This window comes from Streptomyces sp. NPDC026394 (assembly GCF_055567735.1).
Genome location: NZ_JBVHPX010000010.1, coordinates 144947 through 164425 on the forward strand (window position 1 = coordinate 144947; position 19479 = coordinate 164425).

The window sequence follows — 19479 nt, forward strand, 5'->3', positions numbered from 1 at the left end:
GCGGAGCGCGGTCAGCCCGCGGCGGCCTGCCGGGCGGCGGCCAGCACCAGGTCGTTGGACTCGGCGGTGCCGATCGTCAGCCGGATGCCCTCGTCGGGGTACAGGCGCACCTGTACGCCCCGGTCCGCGCAGGCCGCGTGGAACGACGCGGCGCGCTCCGGCTCGTCCAGCCAGACGAAGTTCGCCCGGCTCTCCAGGACCCGCCACCCCTGGGCGCGCAACCCGGCCTGTACGCGGGCGCGTTCGGTGCTGATCTCGGTGATCCGCCGGTCCAGGTCCGCCTCGGCTCCGATGGAGGCCGCGACGGCCGTGTGGGCCAGTTCGCTGATGCTGTACGGCACGGACATGGCCCGTACCCGCTTGACGACCTCGGGTGCGGCGAGGCCGTAGCCGATGCGCAGCCCGGCGAGGCCGTACGCCTTGGAGAAGGTGCGCAGGCTCAGCACGTGGTGTCCCGCGCGCAGCAGGTCCAGTCCCTGCGGCAGGTCGTCGGCGTCGCAGGCGAACTCGGTGTACGCCTCGTCGAGGATCACCAGCACGTCCTGCGGCAGCGACGTCAGGAAGTCGTCCAGGGCCTGGCGCCCGATCACGGTGCCGGTCGGGTTGTGCGGGTTGCACAGGATCACCACGCGGGTCCGGTCGGTCACCGCCGCCCGCATCCGCGGCAGGTCCTGCTCACCGTCGGGGGTCAGCGGCACCTCGACGCGCTCCGCGCCCGCCATGTCGGCGATGATCGGGTACGCGTCGAACGCCCGCCAGGCGTACAGGACCTGGTCACCGGGTTCCTGGATGTACGCCTGCAGGGTCTGCAGGGCCACGCCGACCGAGCCGCTGCCGACCATCACGGAATCGACGGAGACCCCGCGCCACGCGGCGATGACCTCCATCAGGTCGTCCGCGTAGAACTGCGGATAGCGGTTGATTTCGGCGACGGAATCCGCCAGGGCCTTCCGTACCTCGGGCAGCGGCGGGTACGGCGTTTCGTTCAGTGCCAGCCGGTGCAGCGGCGTGGCGGTTTCAGTGGTGTGCGGCACTACATTCCATCCTCTTCACTCTGCCGTTTCCCGGTCAGGCGGAAACCGGCTCCAGCTGGAAGATGACGGTGCTCGAAGGCGTGCTGTACACATGCTGCTTGGTGCACTTCCAGCCGGCCTCTTCGAAGACCGACTCCCATTCCGCGTGGGTGGGGATGTACTGACCCATCAGCGCGTGTGCGGTCTCGAATCCCAGGGTGAACACGGGGAGTTCGGTCACCGGATTCGTGGTGTCCCGGTGGGTGTCGCACAGCAGGAAATACTTGAGGTTCGGGAGTTCGGTGCGGATGCTGCGCAGCAGCGCCACACAGTCCTCTCGCGGCCAGAAGTCGTGTCCCATGAGGTAGGACGTCATCAGCTCGACGTCCGCGAACTCCGGGTACTGGCTGAGCTTTCGGGCGTCGCCCTGGATCAGCTTCACCCGGTGCTGCATGCCGTTCTCGGCCAGTGCCTTCTCGCCGACCTCGATGGCGCCCTTGGCGATGTCGATGCCGACGCAGCGCACCGACGGGTCACGCTTGGCGAGCTGCACCAGCCGCTCGCCACTGCCGCAGCCGAGGTCGGCGGCGACCGAGAACTCCAGACCGTCGAGGGCGCCGAAGAACGCCTCGTCCATGAAGACCTCGTTCACGTCGCGGCAGGCGATGCTCACCGCGGTGGAGTTCCGTCGGATGAAGTCGCCACTGCGTCCCGCGGTGTACGTCACCTCGCCCATGCGCTGGAAGAGCGAGCCGTATCCCTTCGTCAGCCACTGGAAAAGGCCCTTCGACCGGGAGAATTCCCCGAAGGTCGCGCCGCGGGTGACGCGGTCGCCGTCGACCTCCACCACCTCCGCGTACGTGAGCGCGCGGACCGTCGCCCGCAGCGAGGGCTCGTGCAGCTTCTTCTCCGCCGCGTACGCGGGAATGTCGAAGGCGTCGGCGCCGTCCAGTACCTCGAAGATTCCGATGTCCCAGGCCGCGCTCACCGCCCAGGTGGCGATGGTCGAATTGAACAGCTCCGCAGACTTTTTGTAGTCGGTGGTGTTCCCGGTGGTGTCCCCGGTGATTGTGCCGCTCATGCTGGCCATGTCCCCCGTTCTCTGTGAAGGTTCGCGAATTCGTCCGCGCTGTCGCAGCGGCCGGCCGGTCGGTCCCGTTACCCACCCGGCCGCTGCTTCCAGTTGCTTACTGTCGTGCGCCACCGACCGGGGCGCCACCTCTGTAAGCTGACGCGAAAAGAAGCAGGTCCTTCCGAGCATCCGCGACTGCTTCGCCCGGGTCCGTCCGCGCTGTCCGCGCGGCTGTCCGGCCGTGTTCCCGGCCGGGCGCGGAAACCGGGAGCGGAACGTGTCCCCGGTACGGCCGGGTGGAGTTTTCTCCACCCGGAAGACGGGATGTGGCGCCCGTGCGCACCCCGGCCCCGCACCGGTTGACTGGCGGCACGCCGTGGACACGACCGTGCACGGACCCCAAGGCCGAGGAGGAGAAGTGCCCGTCACCGGAGTCGGCGTCGAGCAGGCCGTGACACTCAGCGCGGTGGCCAGGCTGTACGGCCGCGGCAACAGCAAGGTTCCCGCCCTGCGCGGTGTGCACTGTGCCTTCGGCCGCGGGTCGTTCACCGCGGTGATGGGTCCTTCGGGCTCGGGCAAGAGCACCTTGCTCCAGTGCGCGGCGGGCCTGGACCGCCCCACCTCGGGCCGGGTGTTCATCGGCACCACCGACATCAGCGCGCTGTCCGAGACGGAGCTGACCAGGCTGCGCCGGGAGCGGATCGGTTTCGTCTTCCAGTCCTTCAACCTCATGCCGTCGCTGAACGCCCGTAAGAACGTGGCCCTGCCGATGCGGCTGGCCGGGCAGCGCCCGACCCGCGCACAGGTGGACACCGCGCTCCAGCAGGTGGGCCTCGGCGACCGGGGCGGCCACCGGCCGGCCGAGATGTCCGGCGGCCAGCAGCAGCGGGTGGCCATCGCCCGCGCCCTGATCAGCCAGCCCGACGTGCTGTTCGCCGACGAGCCGACCGGTGCCCTGGACACCAACACCAGCCGTGAGGTGCTGGGCCTGCTGCGGTCCGTGGTGGACCACGCGGGGCAGACGGTGGTCATGGTCACCCACGATCCGGTCGCCGCCTCCTGGGCGGACCGGGTGCTCTTCCTGTCCGACGGTGCGGTGCACGGCGAACTGATGGCTCCGACGGTGGCCGCGGTGAGCGAGCACATGGCACGGCTGGGTGGCTGACGGATGCTGTCCATCGCTCTTTCCACCCTGCGCACCAGATGGGCGCTGTTCGCCGGCACCTTCATCGCGCTGGCGCTCGGTGTCGCGCTGATCGCCAGTACCGGTCAGGTCCTCGACGCCACCCGGGGCTCCTCGAAGCCCAGCAGCCCCGGGCGTTACGACGCCGCGGCCGTCGTGGTCCGGGCCGGCCAGTCCTTCACGGTCGACTTCGGCTCCGGCGGCGGCGCGTACGACCAGCGCCAGACCGCCACCTCCCCGCACCGCCTGGACCACGCGCGGCGGACCGCCGAAGCGGTCCGCGGGGTGCCCGGGGTACGGCAGGCCGTCATCGACCGCTCGCTGCCCGCCCAGGTGGTGGCCGGGGACGCCGGGGACACAGCCGACCGCCCGGTCGGCCACGGCTGGTCCAGTGCCCAGCTCACCCCGTTCCGTCTCACCGAGGGCCGCGCGCCCGCCGGCGACGACCAGGTCGTGCTCGCCGCCTCGCTGGCGAAGCGCGCCGGCGCTGCCGTCGGCGACAAGGTCCCCGTGGTGACCCCGCAGGGCCGGCGGGAGATGACCGTCGCCGGGGTCGCGGCCCCGCCCGGCAAGGGCGGGGTGCCCGGTGAGGCCACCGTCTTCTTCTCCGACGCCACCGCGCAGCGGCTGTCGGCGGCCCCGGACCGTGCCGACGCGGTGGCCGTGCTCGCCGAGCCGGGTACGTCGGCCACCGAGCTGGCCGGCCGGATCAAGGCCGTACTCCCGGACAAGTCCCTCAAGGCCGGGACCGGCGCCGCCAAGGGCGGTGACCTGACCGCCGCCTCGCGCGCCGCGGCGCTCGGTGACGTCGCCACCCTGCTCGCCGTCATGGCGGTGATCGCCGGCTTCGTGTCGATCTTCGTGGTGTCGGGCACCTTCGCCTTCGCCATCGCCCAGCGGCGCCGGGAACTGGCCCTGCTGCGCACCATCGGCGCCGCTCCGCCCCAGGTACGCCGCATGATCATGGCGGAGTCGGCGGTGCTGGGCGTCGTCGCCTCGGCCGCGGGCTGCGGCATCGGGGTCGCCGGCGGCCAGTTGCTCGCCTCGGTGCTGTCCTCCTTCGGCATGGCGCCCAAGGACTTCGAGGTCCCCGCGTCCCCGCTGATCCTGCTGATCAGCTTCTTCGTGGGACTCGGCGTGGCGCTGCTCGGGGTGTTCGCCGCCTCCCGCCGGGCCGCGAAGGTCCGCCCGGCCGAGACCATGCGGGACTCCGCGGTGGAGACCCGGGTGATGACGACCGGCCGCTGGATCACCGGCTCGGTGTTCCTGGGCATGTCGCTGCTCCTGCTGGTCATGCTGCCCCAGGCGGGCAGCGACGGTGCCGTGGTGATCTCGCTGGTGCTGACCGAGATCCTGGTCGTGACGATGGTGGCCTTCTCGCCGCTGCTCGTGCCGCCGCTGGTCCGGCTGGCGACCTTCCCGCTGGCCGCGGTCACCCACATCACCGGCTCGCTGGCCGGCGACAACGCCCGCGCCGCGGTGCGCAGGACCGCCTCGGCCGCCGCCCCCATCCTCGTCACGGTGGCCGTCGCCGGATCCATCATCGGCGTCACCAACGCGAGTTCGGCGACCACCGTCGCCGACGCGCGCAAGCACCTGAAGGCCGACGTGGTGGTCGCCTCCGGGGGCGGGGCGGGTCTGCCCTCCGCCGCGGTGCGCGAACTGTCCTCGGCCCCCGGTGTCCGGGCCGCCTCGCCGGTCTCCGAGACCAGCGGTTTCCTCGTCGGCTCCAGTTACGTGATGTCGAGCGGCATCGGCGCGGTGGACCCGAAGAACCTGTCCGGCGCTCTGCGGCTGGACCCGGTCAAGGGGTCGCTGGGCGATCTGCGCGGCGACACCGTGGCGGTGACGAAACTGGTGGCCGGGCAGTTGGGCTGGCGGACGGGTGAAGAGGTCGACGTCTACCTCGCCGACACCACCAAGGTCCGGGTGAAGGTCGCCGCGGTGCTCAGCTCGTCGGCGGGGCTGCCCCCGGTGCTGTTCCCGCAGGACACGCTGGCCCGGCACGCGCCCGACACGATGACGAACGCCGTCTACCTGTCCCTGGAGCCGGGTGCCGGCCACGCCGCCGCGACGGCCGCCGCCCAGAAGGTCGCGGACGGGTACGGCGCGACCGCGCAGGACCGGGACAGCTGGCTGGCCGAGCGCGCCTCCGCCACGCAGGAAGAGGGCCGCATCCTGGTCCTGGTGCTGCTGGGCATGGCGATGCTCTACACCGGTATCGCCATCGCCAACACCCTGGTCATGGCGGCCGGGGAGCGGGCCGAGGGCATCACGCTGATGCGCAAGATCGGCGCGACCCGCGGGCAGGTGCTGCGCACCGTCGTGTGGGAGACGCTGACCGTGGTGGCCGTCGGCGGGGTGCTGGGCGTCCTCGCGGACGGGGTGACGATGATCGGGATGAGCCGGGCGCTGTCCGAGTCCGGTGAAGGCGCCGAATTCCCGGTGCCGTGGCTGGAGATGGGCTCGGTGCTGGCCGGCTGCCTGCTCGTCGCCATGCTCGCCACCCTCGTACCCACCCTGCTCCAGCTCCGCTCCTCCGGCCGTGCCGCCGAGGAGGACGAGGCGCCCAGCACGCAGGAACCGGTGCTGACGGGCGTGGGATGAGCCGCCCGTCCCCTCTTGACCAGCCGGTCCGGCAGCCCACGACCCCCGCGTGGAACCTGCCGGGCCGGCCTCCCGCCGGCGCCGTCCTGTCCCGGCGCCGGCCCGCGCCGGTGGGCCCGCGACCGCGGGCCCACCGGTCCCCGGCGGAGCCTTACTGTGGTCCGAATGAGCTCCTCTCCCATCTGGCGGGCCGTGACCCGGAACCCGGTCAGCTTCCTCACCTCCGCCGCGCCGTGGCGTGCGCTCGGCTACCTCGCCACCTCCGGTCTGCTCGGACTTCTCTCGCTGATCGTGCTGGGAGGTGTGGTGGTGTGCGGGCTGCTGCTGTCGGTGGCGGGGATCGGACTGGTGATCCTGGCGGGCTCCGTCCTCCTGGGTATCCCGCTGGCCGCGCTGGAGCGGCGCAGGCTGCGGCTGCTGGAGGGGCCGCACACCGAACGACCGGCCAGTCCGCACCGTGCCGTCGCGCGGCCGGGACTGTGGCCGTGGCTGACCACCCGGTTGCAGGAGAGCGCGACCTGGCGGGAGTTCGGCTTCGCCATGGTGTTCGCGGTGCTGCTCTCCGTCGTGGACCTGGCCCTGCTGACCCTGGCGGGCTCACTGGTCGTACTGATCGTCTTCCCGGTCGAGGTGGCGGTCACCTCCGGGCAGCCGGAGGCGCTGCTGCTCACCGGCCTCGGGATCGCCGTCCTGCCGGTCGCCGCTTATGTCCTGGGGGCGGCGGCCGCCGCGCAGGGCTGGTTCGTGCGGCTGATGCTGGCGCCCAAGGAGAGCGGGCAGACCGACCGGGTCGTGGAACTGACCCGTTCACGGGCCCGGATGGCCGACGCCTTCCAGGCCGAGCGGCGGCGTATCGAGCGGGATCTGCACGACGGGGCGCAGCAGCGTCTGGTGGCGCTGGTCATGACACTGGGGCTGGCCGAGATGGAGTTCGGCGGCGCGGACGCGAAGACCGGCCGGGCCGGCGAGCTGATATCCCGGGCCCGGGGAGAGGCGAAGCAGGCGCTGGACGAACTGCGCGACCTGGTCCGCGGCATCCATCCGCAGGTCCTCACCGACCACGGCATCGCCGCGGCGGTGTCCGAGGTCGCGGTACGCTGCCGGGTGCCGGTGGACGTGGACGTGGAGCTGGCCGGGCGGCTGCCCACGCAGATCGAGGCGACCGCCTACTTCTTCATCAGCGAGGCACTCACCAACGTCGTCAAGCACAGCGGTGCCACGTCCGCCACGGTGTACGGCCGGCTGACCCGGGACGGGCTGTCCGTCACGGTCACCGACAACGGCGTCGGGGGTGCCGAACTGCGCGAGGGCGGCGGGCTGGAGGGCTTGGCCGACCGGGTCGCGGTGGTCGATGGAAGACTGGTGCTGTCCAGCCCCTCTGGCGGTCCCACCGCCCTCAGCCTGGAGATTCCGTGCCAGCACAGTCACTCCGTATCGTCCTAGCCGAGGACTCGGCGCTCGTCCGTGAAGGGATCGTCGAGCTGCTGCACAAGTTCGGCCACCAGGTGGTCCGGGCGGTCGGGGACGCCGATTCCCTGATCACAGCGGTACGGGAGTGCTCCCCGGACATCGTCGTCACCGACGTACGGATGCCGCCGGGGCACGGGGACGACGGACTGCGTGCCACGACGGAGCTGCGCAAGAGCTACCCGGACCTGCCGGTCCTGGTGCTGTCCCAGTACGTCGCGAACGCGTACGCCAAGGAGCTCTTCACCCCCAGCAGAACGCCGCACCGCCAGAGCCGGGCCGGCCTGGGCTACCTGCTCAAGGACCGGATCGGTGAACTCAGCGAATTCGCCCAGGCAGTCGAACGTGTCGCCGCAGGAGCCATGGTGATCGACCCCCAGGTTGTCCAGCACATACTGATGGAGCGCGACCAGCGCCACCAGTACCAGCTGCTGTCCGCCCGCGAGCAGGAGGTGCTCGGGCTGATGGCCCACGGCTACTCCAACGCGATGGTGCGGGACGCCCTGAACATCAGCGACGGGGCGGTGGCCAAACACATCGGCAACATCTTCGCCAAGCTGGGGCTCTCCCCCGACGACGGCAACCGCCGGGTGCTCGCGGTCCTGGCGTACCTGCGCGACGAGTGATCCCCGCCCCCGCCCCGCCCGGTGCCGACTTTCCGCCGGCGGTGCCGTGACCCGGTTGATTTCGCGACAGCTTACGAAGGTGGCGCGCCGGGCCCACCCGGGGGGATGGTGTCCACGCAGGCCCGTCGGACGCAGTACGCGTTCCGGGGCCGGACCGTCCTGCCCGGCAGGCGGGCCCGGCCGGTGGGCCGCGGGACCAGTACAGGGAAAGCAGGCCGAGGCGGCGCCACCGTAAGGGTGTGCCGCCGACGCCTGTAGGGGGATTTCATGAACGTGGAAGAGCTGTCCGGGCGCCTGCCCGCGCTCGCACGCGAACACGGTGTTCCGGGCGGGCAGTTCGCCCTGCACCACAAGGGCGAGACCCGTTCCTTCGTGTTCGGCGAACAGGACGCGGCGGGCACGGTGCCGGTGACCGGGGACGCCAAGTTCCCGGTCGGTTCCATCACCAAGGCGTTCACCGCCGCGCTGGCCATGCTGCTGGTCGACGAGGGCGACCTGGACCTCGACGCGCCGGTGGCCGAGGTGCTCACCGAACTGCGCGCGCCGGACGCCCGCTTCGGCGCCGCCACGACACTGCGCCAGTTGCTCAGCCACAGTGGCGGGCTGCCGCCGGGCCGCGATTCCGACAGCCTGGCCGGCGCCACCCGCCGCGGCTATCTCGCCGACTGCGCCCGGATGGCGCCCATCGACACGTTCGGCTCCTCGTTCTCCTACTCCAACGTCGGCTACACCGTCATCGGCATGCTCGCCGAACAGGCCGTACGGATGGACTGGCGCGAGGCGCTGGAGAGCTTCCTGCTGGACCCGCTGGACATCGAACCTGCCTACATCGCGGGCCCTTCGGCACGGCCGTACGTCTCCGGACACGCGGCCCGTACCGCGCCGGCCCGCGCGGTGCCGGTCCGCCAGACCCTGCCCGCCATCGAGGCGCCGGCCGGGGCGCTCGCCCTCAGCGCCCTGGACCTGCTGGCCTTCGGCCTGCTGCACACCGACGACGCGGACGGCGTGCCGGGGCTGCTGGACGCCGACGCCCTGGCCGGAATGCGCGCCGGTGTGCCCGGGGCCGAGCCGTTCGGGCTCGCCGACGGCTGGGGGCTGGGCCTGTCGCTGTACCGTGCCGACGACGGCACCCACTGGACCGGCCACGACGGCACCGCCGACGGCACCTCCTGCCACCTGCGCGTCGATCCGGCGGGCGGCACCGTCGTCGCGCTGACCACCAACGCCCACACCGGCATGGCCATGTGGGAGAGCCTGCTGGCGGACCTGCGACAGCTCGGTCTGGACGTGGCCAGCTACTCGTACTCCGCCTTCCGCGACCCGCGGGAGAAGATCCCGGCGCCGCCCGGCTGCCTGGGCCGGTACGTCAACGGGGAGACCGAATACCTGGTCGGCCCGGGCGGCGCGGACGGGAACGGGGACGAGCTGACGCTGCGGCTGGACGGCGAACCGTTCGCCCGGATCACCGTCCACGAGGGGCTGGAGTTCACCCTCCGGGAGTTCGCCGAGGGCGGCATGGTCTACCTCGGCCGCTTCCTGCGGAACCCCGCCACCGGCGGCATCGACCAGATCCAGGTCACCGGCCGGCGCGCCCAGCGCGTCTGACACCGGCCGGTCACCGGCCGGCCGCCGCGCCCGTACGGCCACGGGCGCGGCGGCATCCGACGGGCAGGGCACCGAAGCCCTGGCCCGCATCCGACTTGTGCAATTTTTTTCACCGGCGGCATGCCCGCGCCCCCTGGGCGGCATGCCCCCGCACCGAACCCGGAAGAGGGAACATGGAACGCGGTACGGCATCCCTGCGACCGATCGCCGTGGCAGCCGGGTCCTCGCAGGACCCCGCCGGCGCCTCCCCCACCGACCGTTGTCTGCACGAGCTGTTCCAGGAGCGGGCGGCGCTGGTGCCGGACGCGACGGCGTTGGTCTTCGGCGGGGTGCGGGTCACGTACCGGGAGCTGAACGCGCGGGCCAACCGGCTGGCCCGGCTGCTGGTGACGCGGGGCGCGGAGCCGGGCGCGGTGGTCGCGGTCTGCCTGGAGCGCGGCCCCGAGCTGGTGGTGGCGCTGCTGGCGGTGCTGAAGACGGGCGCCGCGTACGCGTTGCTGGACCCGGCGTTCCCGGACCGGCGGCTGGCGGACCTCCTCGGTGAGACGGGTGCGCGGCTCGTGGTCAGCGACGACGCGCGGGCCGGGCGGCTGCCGCACGGCGCGGCCGAGGTGGTGTCGCTCGACGGCGACCGGGCCGCGGTGGCGGCGCGGACGGCGGACGACCTGCCGCGTACCGCGGGTCCGCTGGACGCGGCCTGCGTGATGTTCACCTCCGGCTCCACCGGCCGCCCCAAGGGCGTCGTCGCGCCGCACCGGGCCGCCGTACGCGTCTTCTTCGGGCAGGACCTCGTGGCCTTCGGGCCGGACCGGGTCTGGCTGCAGGCCGCCCCGATGTCCTGGGACGCCTTCGCGCTGGAGCTGTGGGGCGCCCTGCTGCACGGCGCCACCTGCGTCCTGCACCCCGGCTCGGCGCCCGACCCCGAGGTGATCACCGAGCTGATCGCCGAGCACCGGGTCACCACCTGCTTCCTGTCGACCAGCCTGTTCAACCTCATGGTGGACGAGTACCCGGACGCCCTGGGCGCGGTACGCGAGGTGATGACCGGCGGCGAGGCGGCCTCGCCGCAGCACATGGCCCGGCTGCTGAAGGCCCACCCCGGCGTGGCGCTGATCCACGGCTACGGTCCGGTGGAGAGCATGGTCTTCGCCACCTCCCACCGGGTCACGGAGGAGGATCTGCACGGGCCGACGGTACCGATCGGTACGGCCCTCGCCCACACCACCGTGCACGTCCTGGACGAGCGGCTGCGCCCGGTGCCGGCCGGCACGACGGGCGAGGTGTGGATCGGCGGGGACGGCCTCGCGCTGGGCTACCTCGGGCGGCCCGACCTGACCGCCGAACGCTTCGTCGCCGCCCCCTGCGCCCCCGGCGAGCGCCTCTACCGCACCGGCGACCTGGCCCGCGTCCTCCCCTCGGGTGCGCTGGAATTCGCCGGCCGCGCCGACGACCAGGTCAAGATCCGCGGCTTCCGCGTCGAGCCGGGCGAGGTGCGCTCCGCGCTGCTCGCCCACCCGGCCGTCGCTTCGGCCGCCGTCACCGCCGTACGACGCGAACAGGGCGCCTGGCAGTTGGTGGCCCACCTCGTCGCCGCGCCCGGTGCCGAGGCGCCGCGGCCCGCCGAACTCCGCGTGTTCCTCGGCGGCGCGCTGCCGGAACACCTGGTCCCCAGCGCCTTCGTCACCCTCGACCGGCTGCCGCTCACCCCGGCCGGCAAGCTCGACCGCCGCGCCCTGCCCGCGCCCGACTGGAACGCGCAGACCGCCGCCCACGTGGCTCCGCGCACTCCCCTGGAGAGCACGATCGCGCGCATCTGGGCCGACGTCCTGGGCGTGCGGCGGGTCGGCGTCGAGGACGACTTCTTCGCGCTGGGCGGCGACTCCATCCTGAGCATGCGGATCGTCTCCCGCGTCCGGGCCGAACTCGGCGTCCCGGTGCCGCACCGGGTGCTGTTCGGCGCGCCCACCGTGGCAGACCTCGCCCGGACGCTGGACACGGCCGACGGCGGGCGCACCAACGACGGCACCGCGCACGCGCCGATCCCGGCGACACATCGCGAGGGCGCGCTGCCGCTGTCGTACGCCCAGCAACGCCTCTGGTTCCTCTACGAGTTCGAGCACGGCGCGGTCGAGTACAACACTTCCCTAGGACTGCGGCTGGCCGGGCCGCTGGACGCGGCGGCGCTGAGCCGTGCCCTGGGGGCGCTGGCCACCCGCCACGAGTCGCTGCGCACCACCTTCGACGCCGTCGACGGGCGTGGCGTGCAGTACGTGCACACCACGTTGGAACCGCCGCTGCGTACCGTGTCGCTGACCGGTGCGGAGGCGCCGGGCGCCGAAGGAGCGGGAACGGACGGGCGGCGGGCGGAGCTGGACCTGCTGCTGCGCGCGGACGCCGGGCTCCCGTTCGACCTGCGCCAGGGCCCGCCGTGGCGGGCCCTGCTGATCCGGCTGACCGACGGGGAGCACCTGCTGGTCCTCACCCTGCACCACATCGTCACCGACGGCTGGTCCATGCGGATCCTCGCCGAGGAACTGGCGTCGCTCTACGCGGCAGCGCACGACGGCGCGGAGTCCGTGGACGCCGTGCTGCCCGCCCTGCCCGCGCAGTACGCCGACTTCTCGGTGTGGCAGCGCGACCGCCTGTCGGGCCCGGCGTTCGACGACCAGCTCGCCTACTGGAAGCGCCGTCTCGACGGCCTCACCCCGCTGCGGCTGCCCGCCGACCGCAGCCGTGCCGCCGTCCGCGCGACGGGCGGCGCGGCACACCGCTTCGCGCTGCCCGCCCCGCTGGTCACGGCCCTGCGGGAGCTGGGCAGGGAGCACGGCGCCACACTGTTCATGACGCTGGCCGCGGGCGTGCAGCTCCTGCTGTCGCGCTACAGCGGTGAGCGGGACGTGGCGGTCGGCACGGCGTCGTCGGGGCGTTCCCGCCCCGAACTGGAGCCGCTGGTCGGCTTCTTCGTGAACACCCTCGTACTGCGCTCCCAGGTGGACCCCGCCCGGGACTTCGCGGGCTTCCTCGGCGAGGTGCGCACGACGGTGCTGGAGGCGTTCGACGCCGAGGACGTGCCGTTCGACCGGGTGGTCGAGGCGGTGGCCCCCGAGCGTGACCTCAGCCGCAACCCGCTGGTCCAGGTGGTGGTGGCGCTCCAGCAGGGGCAGCCGGAGCTGCCGGACGCCGGCGGGCTGCGGATCACCGGCTACGACCTGCCCCGCTACTCCTCGCGCTTCGACCTGTTCATCGAGTTCTGGCCGCAGGGCGACGCGCTGGACTGTGTCATCGAGTACAGCACCGACCTGTTCGACGCCGCCACGGTCGAGACCATGGGTGGCTACCTGCGCACCCTCTTCGAGGGCGTGGTGCGGGCACCGCACCGGCCGATGGGTGAACTGCCGCTCTCGGTCGCCACGGAGGAACACGGCACCGCGGCGGCTGCCGGTGACCGCGCCGAGGACGGCGCGCTGGGCCAGTGCCTGCACGAGGTGTTCCAGGAGCGGGCGGCGGCGGTGCCGGACGCGACGGCCTTGGTGTACGACGGGGCGCGGGTCTCGTACCGGGAGCTGAACGAGCAGGCCAACCGGCTGGCCCGGCTGCTGACGGCGCGCGGCGCCGGGCCGGGCGCGGTGGTGGCGGTGTGTCTGGAACGCGGTACCGGCCTCATCGTGGCGCTGCTGGCGGTGCTCAAGTCCGGTGCGGCGTACGCGCTGCTGGACCCGGCGTTCCCCGACGGGCGGCTGGCGGACCTGCTGGCCGAGACCGGGGCACGCGTCGTGGTCAGTGACGACGCGCGGGCCGCACGGCTGCCGGACGGGCCGGCCGAGGTGGTGTCGCTCGACGGCGACCGGCCGAAGCTGGAGACGCTGGACGCCCACGACCTGCCGTGCGTGACGAGCCCGTCGGACGCGGCCTGCGTGATGTTCACCTCCGGCTCCACCGGCCGTCCCAAGGGCGTGGTCTCACCCCACCGGGCGGCGGTACGCGTCGTACGCGGCCAGGACTTCGCCGAGTTCGGTCCGCGGCACGTCTGGCTGCAGAGTGCCCCGATGTCCTGGGACGCCTTCGCGCTGGAGCTGTGGGGCGCCCTGCTGCACGGCGCCACCTGCGTCCTGCACCCGGGCTCGACGCCCGACCCCGAGGTGATCTCCGAGCTGGTGGCCGAGCACCAGGTCACCACTCTGTGGCTGTCCGCCAGCCTGTTCAACGTCATGGTCGACGAGTACCCGGCGGCCCTGGGCTCCGTCGAACAGGTCATCACCGGCGGCGAGGCCGCCTCGCCGGCGCACGTGGCCCGCGTACTGGCCGAATACCCCGCGCTGCGCCTGGTCAACGGCTACGGGCCGGTCGAGAGCATGGTCTTCGCCACCACCCACCGCATCACCGCGGAGGACGTCCGGCGCCCCTCGGTGCCGATCGGACGCCCGATCGCGCACACCAGCGTGCACATCCTGGACGAGCGGATGCTGCCGGTCGCGCCGGGCATCCCCGGTGAACTGTGGATCGGTGGCGCGGGTCTCGCGTCCGGGTACCTGGGGCGGCCCGACCTGACCGCCGAGCGCTTCGCCGCGGCGCCGTTCGCCTCCGGCGAGCGCCTCTACCGCACCGGCGACCTGGCCCGCGCCCTGCCCTCGGGAGCGCTGGAGTACCTCGGCCGCATCGACGACCAGGTCAAGATCCGCGGCTTCCGCATCGAACCCGGCGAAGTCCGCACCGCACTGCTCGCCCACCCCGCCCTCACGGCCGCCGCCGTCGTCGCCGTCCAGGTGGAGAACGGCCCCAAGCGGCTGGTCGCCTACACCGTCACCGCCCCCGGCGCCGACGCCCCGGAAGCCGCCGTACTGCGCGACTTCCTCGGACAGTCCCTGCCGGCCCACATGGTCCCCAGCGCCTTCGTCACCGTCGGCCGTCTCCCCCTCACCCCGGCCGGCAAGCTCGACCGCCGCGCCCTGCCCGCGCCCGACTGGAACACCTCGGCGGGCACGCGGCAGTACGTCGCACCGCGCGGACCCGTCGAGGAGACCCTCGCCGGAATCTGGGCGGACGTCCTGGGTGTGGAGAAGGTCGGCGCCGAAGACAACTTCTTCGAGCTGGGCGGCGACTCCATCCTCAGCATGCAGGTCATCTCCCGGGCCCGTGCCGCCGGCCTGACCGTGCACTCCAAGGACGTCTTCCTGCGGCAGACCGTCGCCTCGCTGGCCGCCGCCGCGGTCACCCACGGCGCCGCCGGGAAGGAGGCGCGGCCCCGGGCCGCGGCCACCGGTGACGTCCCGCTGACCCCCGTACAGCACTGGTTCTTCGACCACCACCGAGCGGGGCCGGAACACTTCGACCAGTACGTGGTCCTCGATCTGGACCCGGCAGCCGACCGCGCCGCGCTGGCGGCCGCCGTCGCCGCGCTGCCCCGGCAGCACGACGCGCTGCGCAGCCGCTTCACCCGCGTCGACGGGCAGTGGCACCAGTTCACCGCACCGGCGCACGCGGACGACACGGTGCTGCGCAGCATCGACCTGTCCGGTGTGGACGGGCCGGAGCAGGACGCGGCGGTACGTGCCTGGGTCGAGGGGCCGGAGGCCAGGTTCCGTTTGGAGGAGGACCGCAAGTTCACCGCGGTCCTCGTCGAGCGCGGCGCCGCACGGCCTCCGCAACTCCTGCTCAGCGCGCACCACTTGGCCGTGGACGGCGTGTCCTGGCGGGTCCTCGCCGAAGACCTCGACACCGGTTACCGGCAGGCCGCGGCCGGCCGGGCCGTCGACCTGGGGCCGGGCACCTCCTCGTTCCGCGAGTGGGCGCTGCGGCTGTCGCGGCACACCGCCGACGGCGGCTTCGCGGCGGAGGCCGGCCACTGGAACGCGGTCACCGCGGCGGACGGCGGCCCCGTCGACGCCGGGGCACTGCCCGTGGACGGCGAGGGGCCCAACACCGTCGCCTCCACCCGTACCGTGACCGTCCGGCTGAGCACGGAGGAGACCCGCGCCCTGCTCCAGCAGGTCCCCGCGGTCTACCGCACCCGCGTCGACGACGTCCTGCTCAGCGCTTACGGCCGGGTGCTCGCCCGATGGACGGGCAGTCCGCGCACCCTCGTCGACCTGGAAGGCCACGGCCGCGAGGAACTCTTCGACGACATCGACCTGACGCGTACCGTCGGCTGGTTCACCAGCATCTACCCGGTCGCGCTGACCGTCGATCCCGCCGCGGACTGGGCCACCACGCTCAAATCCGTCAAGGAGCAGCTGCGGGCCGTACCGGGCCGCGGCCTGGGATACGGCGCGCTGCGTCACCTCGCCGGGCCGGACGCGCCCCTGGGGCAGCCGGGCCGGGCCGTGCCGCAGATCAGCTTCAACTACCTCGGCCGGTTCGACACCGGCGCGGCGGCCGGCTCGCTGCTGCGTCCCGGGGGTGATGGGGTCCAGCTCACCGGGCACCCCGGGGAGCGGCGGCCGCACCTGCTGGACGCGGTCAGCCGCGTGGAGTCCGGTCAACTGTCGATGACCTGGTACTACTCCGCCGACGTGCACGACAGGGAGACCGTCGAGGGGCTGGCGGAACAGACCGCCGAGGCCCTGCGGGACATCCTGCGGCACTGCGCCGACCCGGCCGCCGGCGGCGTCACCCCTTCCGACTTCCCGCTGGCCGGACTCGACCAGGCGACCCTCGACCGGGTGGCCGGCGACGGCCGCGCCGTCGAGGACCTCTACCCGCTGACGCCGATGCAGAGCGGGATGCTCTTCCACAGCATGACCGAGCCGGACCGGCCGCTGTACGTGGAGCAGGTCTCCTTCGTGCTGGACGGCGTGACCGATCCGCGGCTGCTCGGCCAGGCCTGGCAGCAGGTCGTCGACCGTACGCCGGTCCTGCGCACCAGCGTGCTCCGCGACGGGCTCGACGAACCGCTGCAGGCCGTGCACCGTACGGTGTCGCTGCCGGTCGACCACCTCGACTGGCGCGGCCTGACACGGAACGCGGAGCAGGACGCAGCGCGGCGCGCCGCGCTGGACGAGCTGTTCGAGCGGGACCAGGCGGCGGGTCTGGACCTGTCGTGCGCCCCGCTGATGCGGGTGACCCTCGCCGCGCTGCCCGGCGACGCGGTGCAGGTGCTGTGGACCTTCCACCACCTGCTGCTGGACGGCTGGAGCGCTTTCCAGGTGCTGTCCGACGTGTTCGCGTGCTACGGCGCGCTGCGGCGCGCGGACGCCGACGGCGGCGCGGCGGAACCGGCGCTGCCGTTCCGTCCGCCGTTCCGCGACCACGTGGCCTGGCTCGCGGACCAGGACACCCGGGCCGCCGAGGAGTTCTGGCGCGACGCGCTGCGGGGCTTCGCCGCTCCCACCGCGCTGCCCTACGACCGGCAGCCCACCGGCCCGCACCACAGCCGCTCCTCCGGCCGGGTGGGTCTGGAGCTGACGCCGGAGCTGACCGCCGGGCTGAACGCGCTGGCCAGAGAGCACCGGCTGACGCTCAACTCCCTGGTACAGGGCGCCTGGGCGCTGCTGCTGGCGCGCCACAGCGGGGAGCGGGACATCGTGTTCGGCGCCACCGTCTCCGGCCGCCCGGCCGAGCTGGCCGGGTCCGAGGCCATCCACGGGATCTTCATCAACACGCTGCCGGTACGCGTAGGCATCGACGACGGCGCCCCGCTGGTGTCCTGGCTCGCCGGGCTCCAGGCCGCACAGGCCGAGTCCCGCGCCCACGACCACCTGCCGCTGGCCCGCGTGCAGGCCACCGCCGAGGTGCCGAGCGGCAGCGCCCTGTTCGAGAGCATCGTCATCTTCGAGAACTACCCGATCGACGAGGAGGCGGGCAGCGCCCACGGGCTGCGGCTGCGCGACCTGTACGCCGAGGTCGAGACGACCAACTACCCGCTCGCCGTGACGGTCTACCCCGGTGAACGGCTGCGGTTCGGCTTCGCCTTCGACCCGGCCCTGTTCGACGAGGAGTCGGTACGGACGCTGACCGGCCGGCTGCGGGAGATCCTGGCCGGGGCGGTGGCGGGCCCGGGGCGGACGCTGCGCGAGCTGCCGTGGCTGGCGCCCGACGAGCGCCAGGCCCTGTTGGACGCCGGCACCGGCCCGGTGCGCGACGCCGGTACCGGCACGGTGCTGCGGATGCTGGGCGAGCAGGTGGCCCGTACCCCCGAAGGCGTCGCCCTCCTCAACGGCTCGCAGCGCGTCACCTACCGGGAGCTGGACGAGCGGTCCAACCGGCTGGCACGCGCGCTGATCGCCCGCGGCATCGGCCCCGAGGACCTGGTGGCGGTGGCCGCCGAGCCTTCGGTGGATCTGGTGACCGGGCTGCTGGGCGTGCTCAAGGCGGGTGCCGCGTACGTGCCGGTCGACCCGGCCCACCCGGCGGAGCGCATCGCCCACGTCCTCGACGACGCGGCGCCCGCGCTGGTGCTCGCCGACTCCACGTCGCAGGCGGTGGTCCCGGCCGCCCGGCGGCTGCTCCTGGACGGAGCGGGCGTCCAGGGCCTGGGAGGGGACCTGGCGTGCGGGCCGGTGCGCGACGACGAACGCACCACCCCGCTCGACCCGGCCCACCCGGCCTACGTCATCTACACCTCCGGCTCCACCGGCCGCCCCAAGGGCGTCGTCATCGAACACCGCTCCTTCGCCGACTACGTCGCCTGGGCCGCCGACGCCTACCCCGGAGCATCCGGCACCGCCGTACTCCACTCCCCCGTCACCTTCGACCTCACCGTCACCGCCCTCTACACCCCACTGATCAGCGGCGGCCGCGTCCTCATCAGCACCCTGGAGGACACGGCCGCCCTGCCCGGCGCGGCGCGCGACTGTTCCCTGCTGAAGGTGACGCCCTCGCACCTGGCGCTGCTGGGCACCCTCGCGGACGACCTGCTCACCACCGGTCAACTCGTGGTGGGAGGCGAGCAGTTGCTCGGCGAAGTGCTCGAACAGTGGCGCCGGACGCACCCGGACGTCACCGTGATCAACGAGTACGGTCCGACCGAGGCGACCGTCGGCTGCATGGAGTACCGCATCGAGCCCGGCGAGCAGGCCGAGCCCGGTCCGGTGCCGGTCGGCCGGGCCCGCGACAACACCCTCCTGCACGTCCTGGACGCGGGCCTGCGGCCGGTGCCCGCCGGCGTACGGGGCGAGCTGTACGTGGCCGGAGCCGGACTGGCCCGCGGCTACGTACGACGCCCCGGCCTGACCGCCGAACGCTTCGTCGCCGACCCCTACGGGCCGCCCGGCTCCCGGATGTACCGCACCGGCGACCTCGCCCGGTGGCGGCCGGACGGGCACCTGGAGTTCCTCGGCCGCACCGACGACCAGGTCAAGATCCGCGGCTACCGCATCGAACTCGGCGAGATCGAGTCCGCGCTGCTGTCCCACCCGCTGGTCGCCGAGGCGGCGGTGATCGCCACCGGCGGCGACGGCGGGTCCGGCCACAGCCGTCTGACCGGTTACGTGGTGCCCGCCGAGGGCCGGCAGCCGGACCCGCGGGAACTGCGCGAGCACACCGCCGTCTCGCTGCCCGGCTACATGGTCCCGGCCGCCGTCGTCGTCCTCGACGCCCTGCCGCTGACCCCCAACGGAAAGCTCGACCGGGCGGCGCTCCCCGAGCCGCAGGCGGCGCAGGACGCCGAGGACCACGTCCCCCCGGGGACGCCCACCGAGGAGGCGCTCGCCGACCTCTGGGCCGACCTGCTGGGCGTCGAACGCGTCGGCATCCACGACAACTTCTTCGACCTGGGCGGCGACTCCATCCTCAGCATCCAGACGGTGCTGCGGATGAAGGTCGCGTTCGGTCTCGACCTGTCCCCGCGCGACGTGCTGACCGCGCCCACCGTGGCCCAGCTCGCCCTGGTCGTCGAGGACCGCATCCTCGCCGAGCTGGAGCAGGCCGCCCTGGCGGACTTCGAGGGCGACGGGCCACCGGCTCCCTGAG

At 73.2% G+C, this 19479-nt stretch carries 8 protein-coding genes; 6 read left to right on the top strand and 2 right to left on the bottom strand.

Features of this window, described 5'->3' with window-relative positions; translation table 11 throughout:
- Nucleotides 1-11: 11 nt before the first annotated feature.
- A complete protein-coding gene (locus ACZ4QV_RS23565; RefSeq protein WP_361151387.1) occupies nt 12-1034 on the bottom strand; it encodes a histidinol-phosphate transaminase in 1023 nt (340 codons plus the stop codon).
- A 34-nt stretch (nt 1035-1068) separates the two neighbouring features.
- Nucleotides 1069-2094, bottom strand: a complete 1026-nt coding sequence (locus tag ACZ4QV_RS23570; protein WP_467763373.1) for a class I SAM-dependent methyltransferase — start codon at nt 2092-2094, stop codon at nt 1069-1071.
- Nucleotides 2095-2503: 409 nt separating this feature from the next.
- Here ACZ4QV_RS23570 and ACZ4QV_RS23575 point away from each other — a divergent pair, with 409 nt between their 5' ends.
- The 6 genes from ACZ4QV_RS23575 (at nt 2504) to ACZ4QV_RS23600 (ending at nt 19478) form a co-directional block, all read left to right on the top strand.
- Nucleotides 2504-3250 (top strand): ABC transporter ATP-binding protein, encoded by a 747-nt coding sequence (locus tag ACZ4QV_RS23575; RefSeq protein WP_361151382.1) that lies wholly within the window; start codon nt 2504-2506, stop codon nt 3248-3250.
- A gap of 3 nt (nt 3251-3253) precedes the next feature.
- Nucleotides 3254-5875: an ABC transporter permease gene (locus ACZ4QV_RS23580; protein ID WP_467763374.1), complete on the top strand. Its 2622-nt coding sequence runs from the start codon at nt 3254-3256 to the stop codon at nt 5873-5875.
- A 165-nt stretch (nt 5876-6040) separates the two neighbouring features.
- On the top strand, nt 6041-7318 hold the full coding sequence (locus ACZ4QV_RS23585) for a sensor histidine kinase (protein ID WP_361151379.1): 1278 nt from the start codon (nt 6041-6043) through the stop codon (nt 7316-7318).
- Nucleotides 7288-7968 (top strand): response regulator transcription factor, encoded by a 681-nt coding sequence (locus tag ACZ4QV_RS23590; RefSeq protein ID WP_361151376.1) that lies wholly within the window; start codon nt 7288-7290, stop codon nt 7966-7968. Before ACZ4QV_RS23585 ends, ACZ4QV_RS23590 begins: the two co-directional genes overlap by 31 nt.
- A gap of 267 nt (nt 7969-8235) precedes the next feature.
- On the top strand, nt 8236-9573 hold the full coding sequence (locus tag ACZ4QV_RS23595; protein WP_361151373.1) for a serine hydrolase domain-containing protein: 1338 nt from the start codon (nt 8236-8238) through the stop codon (nt 9571-9573).
- 173 nt (nt 9574-9746) lie between these two features.
- Nucleotides 9747-19478, top strand: a complete 9732-nt coding sequence (locus tag ACZ4QV_RS23600) for an amino acid adenylation domain-containing protein (protein WP_361583197.1) — start codon at nt 9747-9749, stop codon at nt 19476-19478.
- Nucleotide 19479 lies beyond the last annotated feature (1 nt).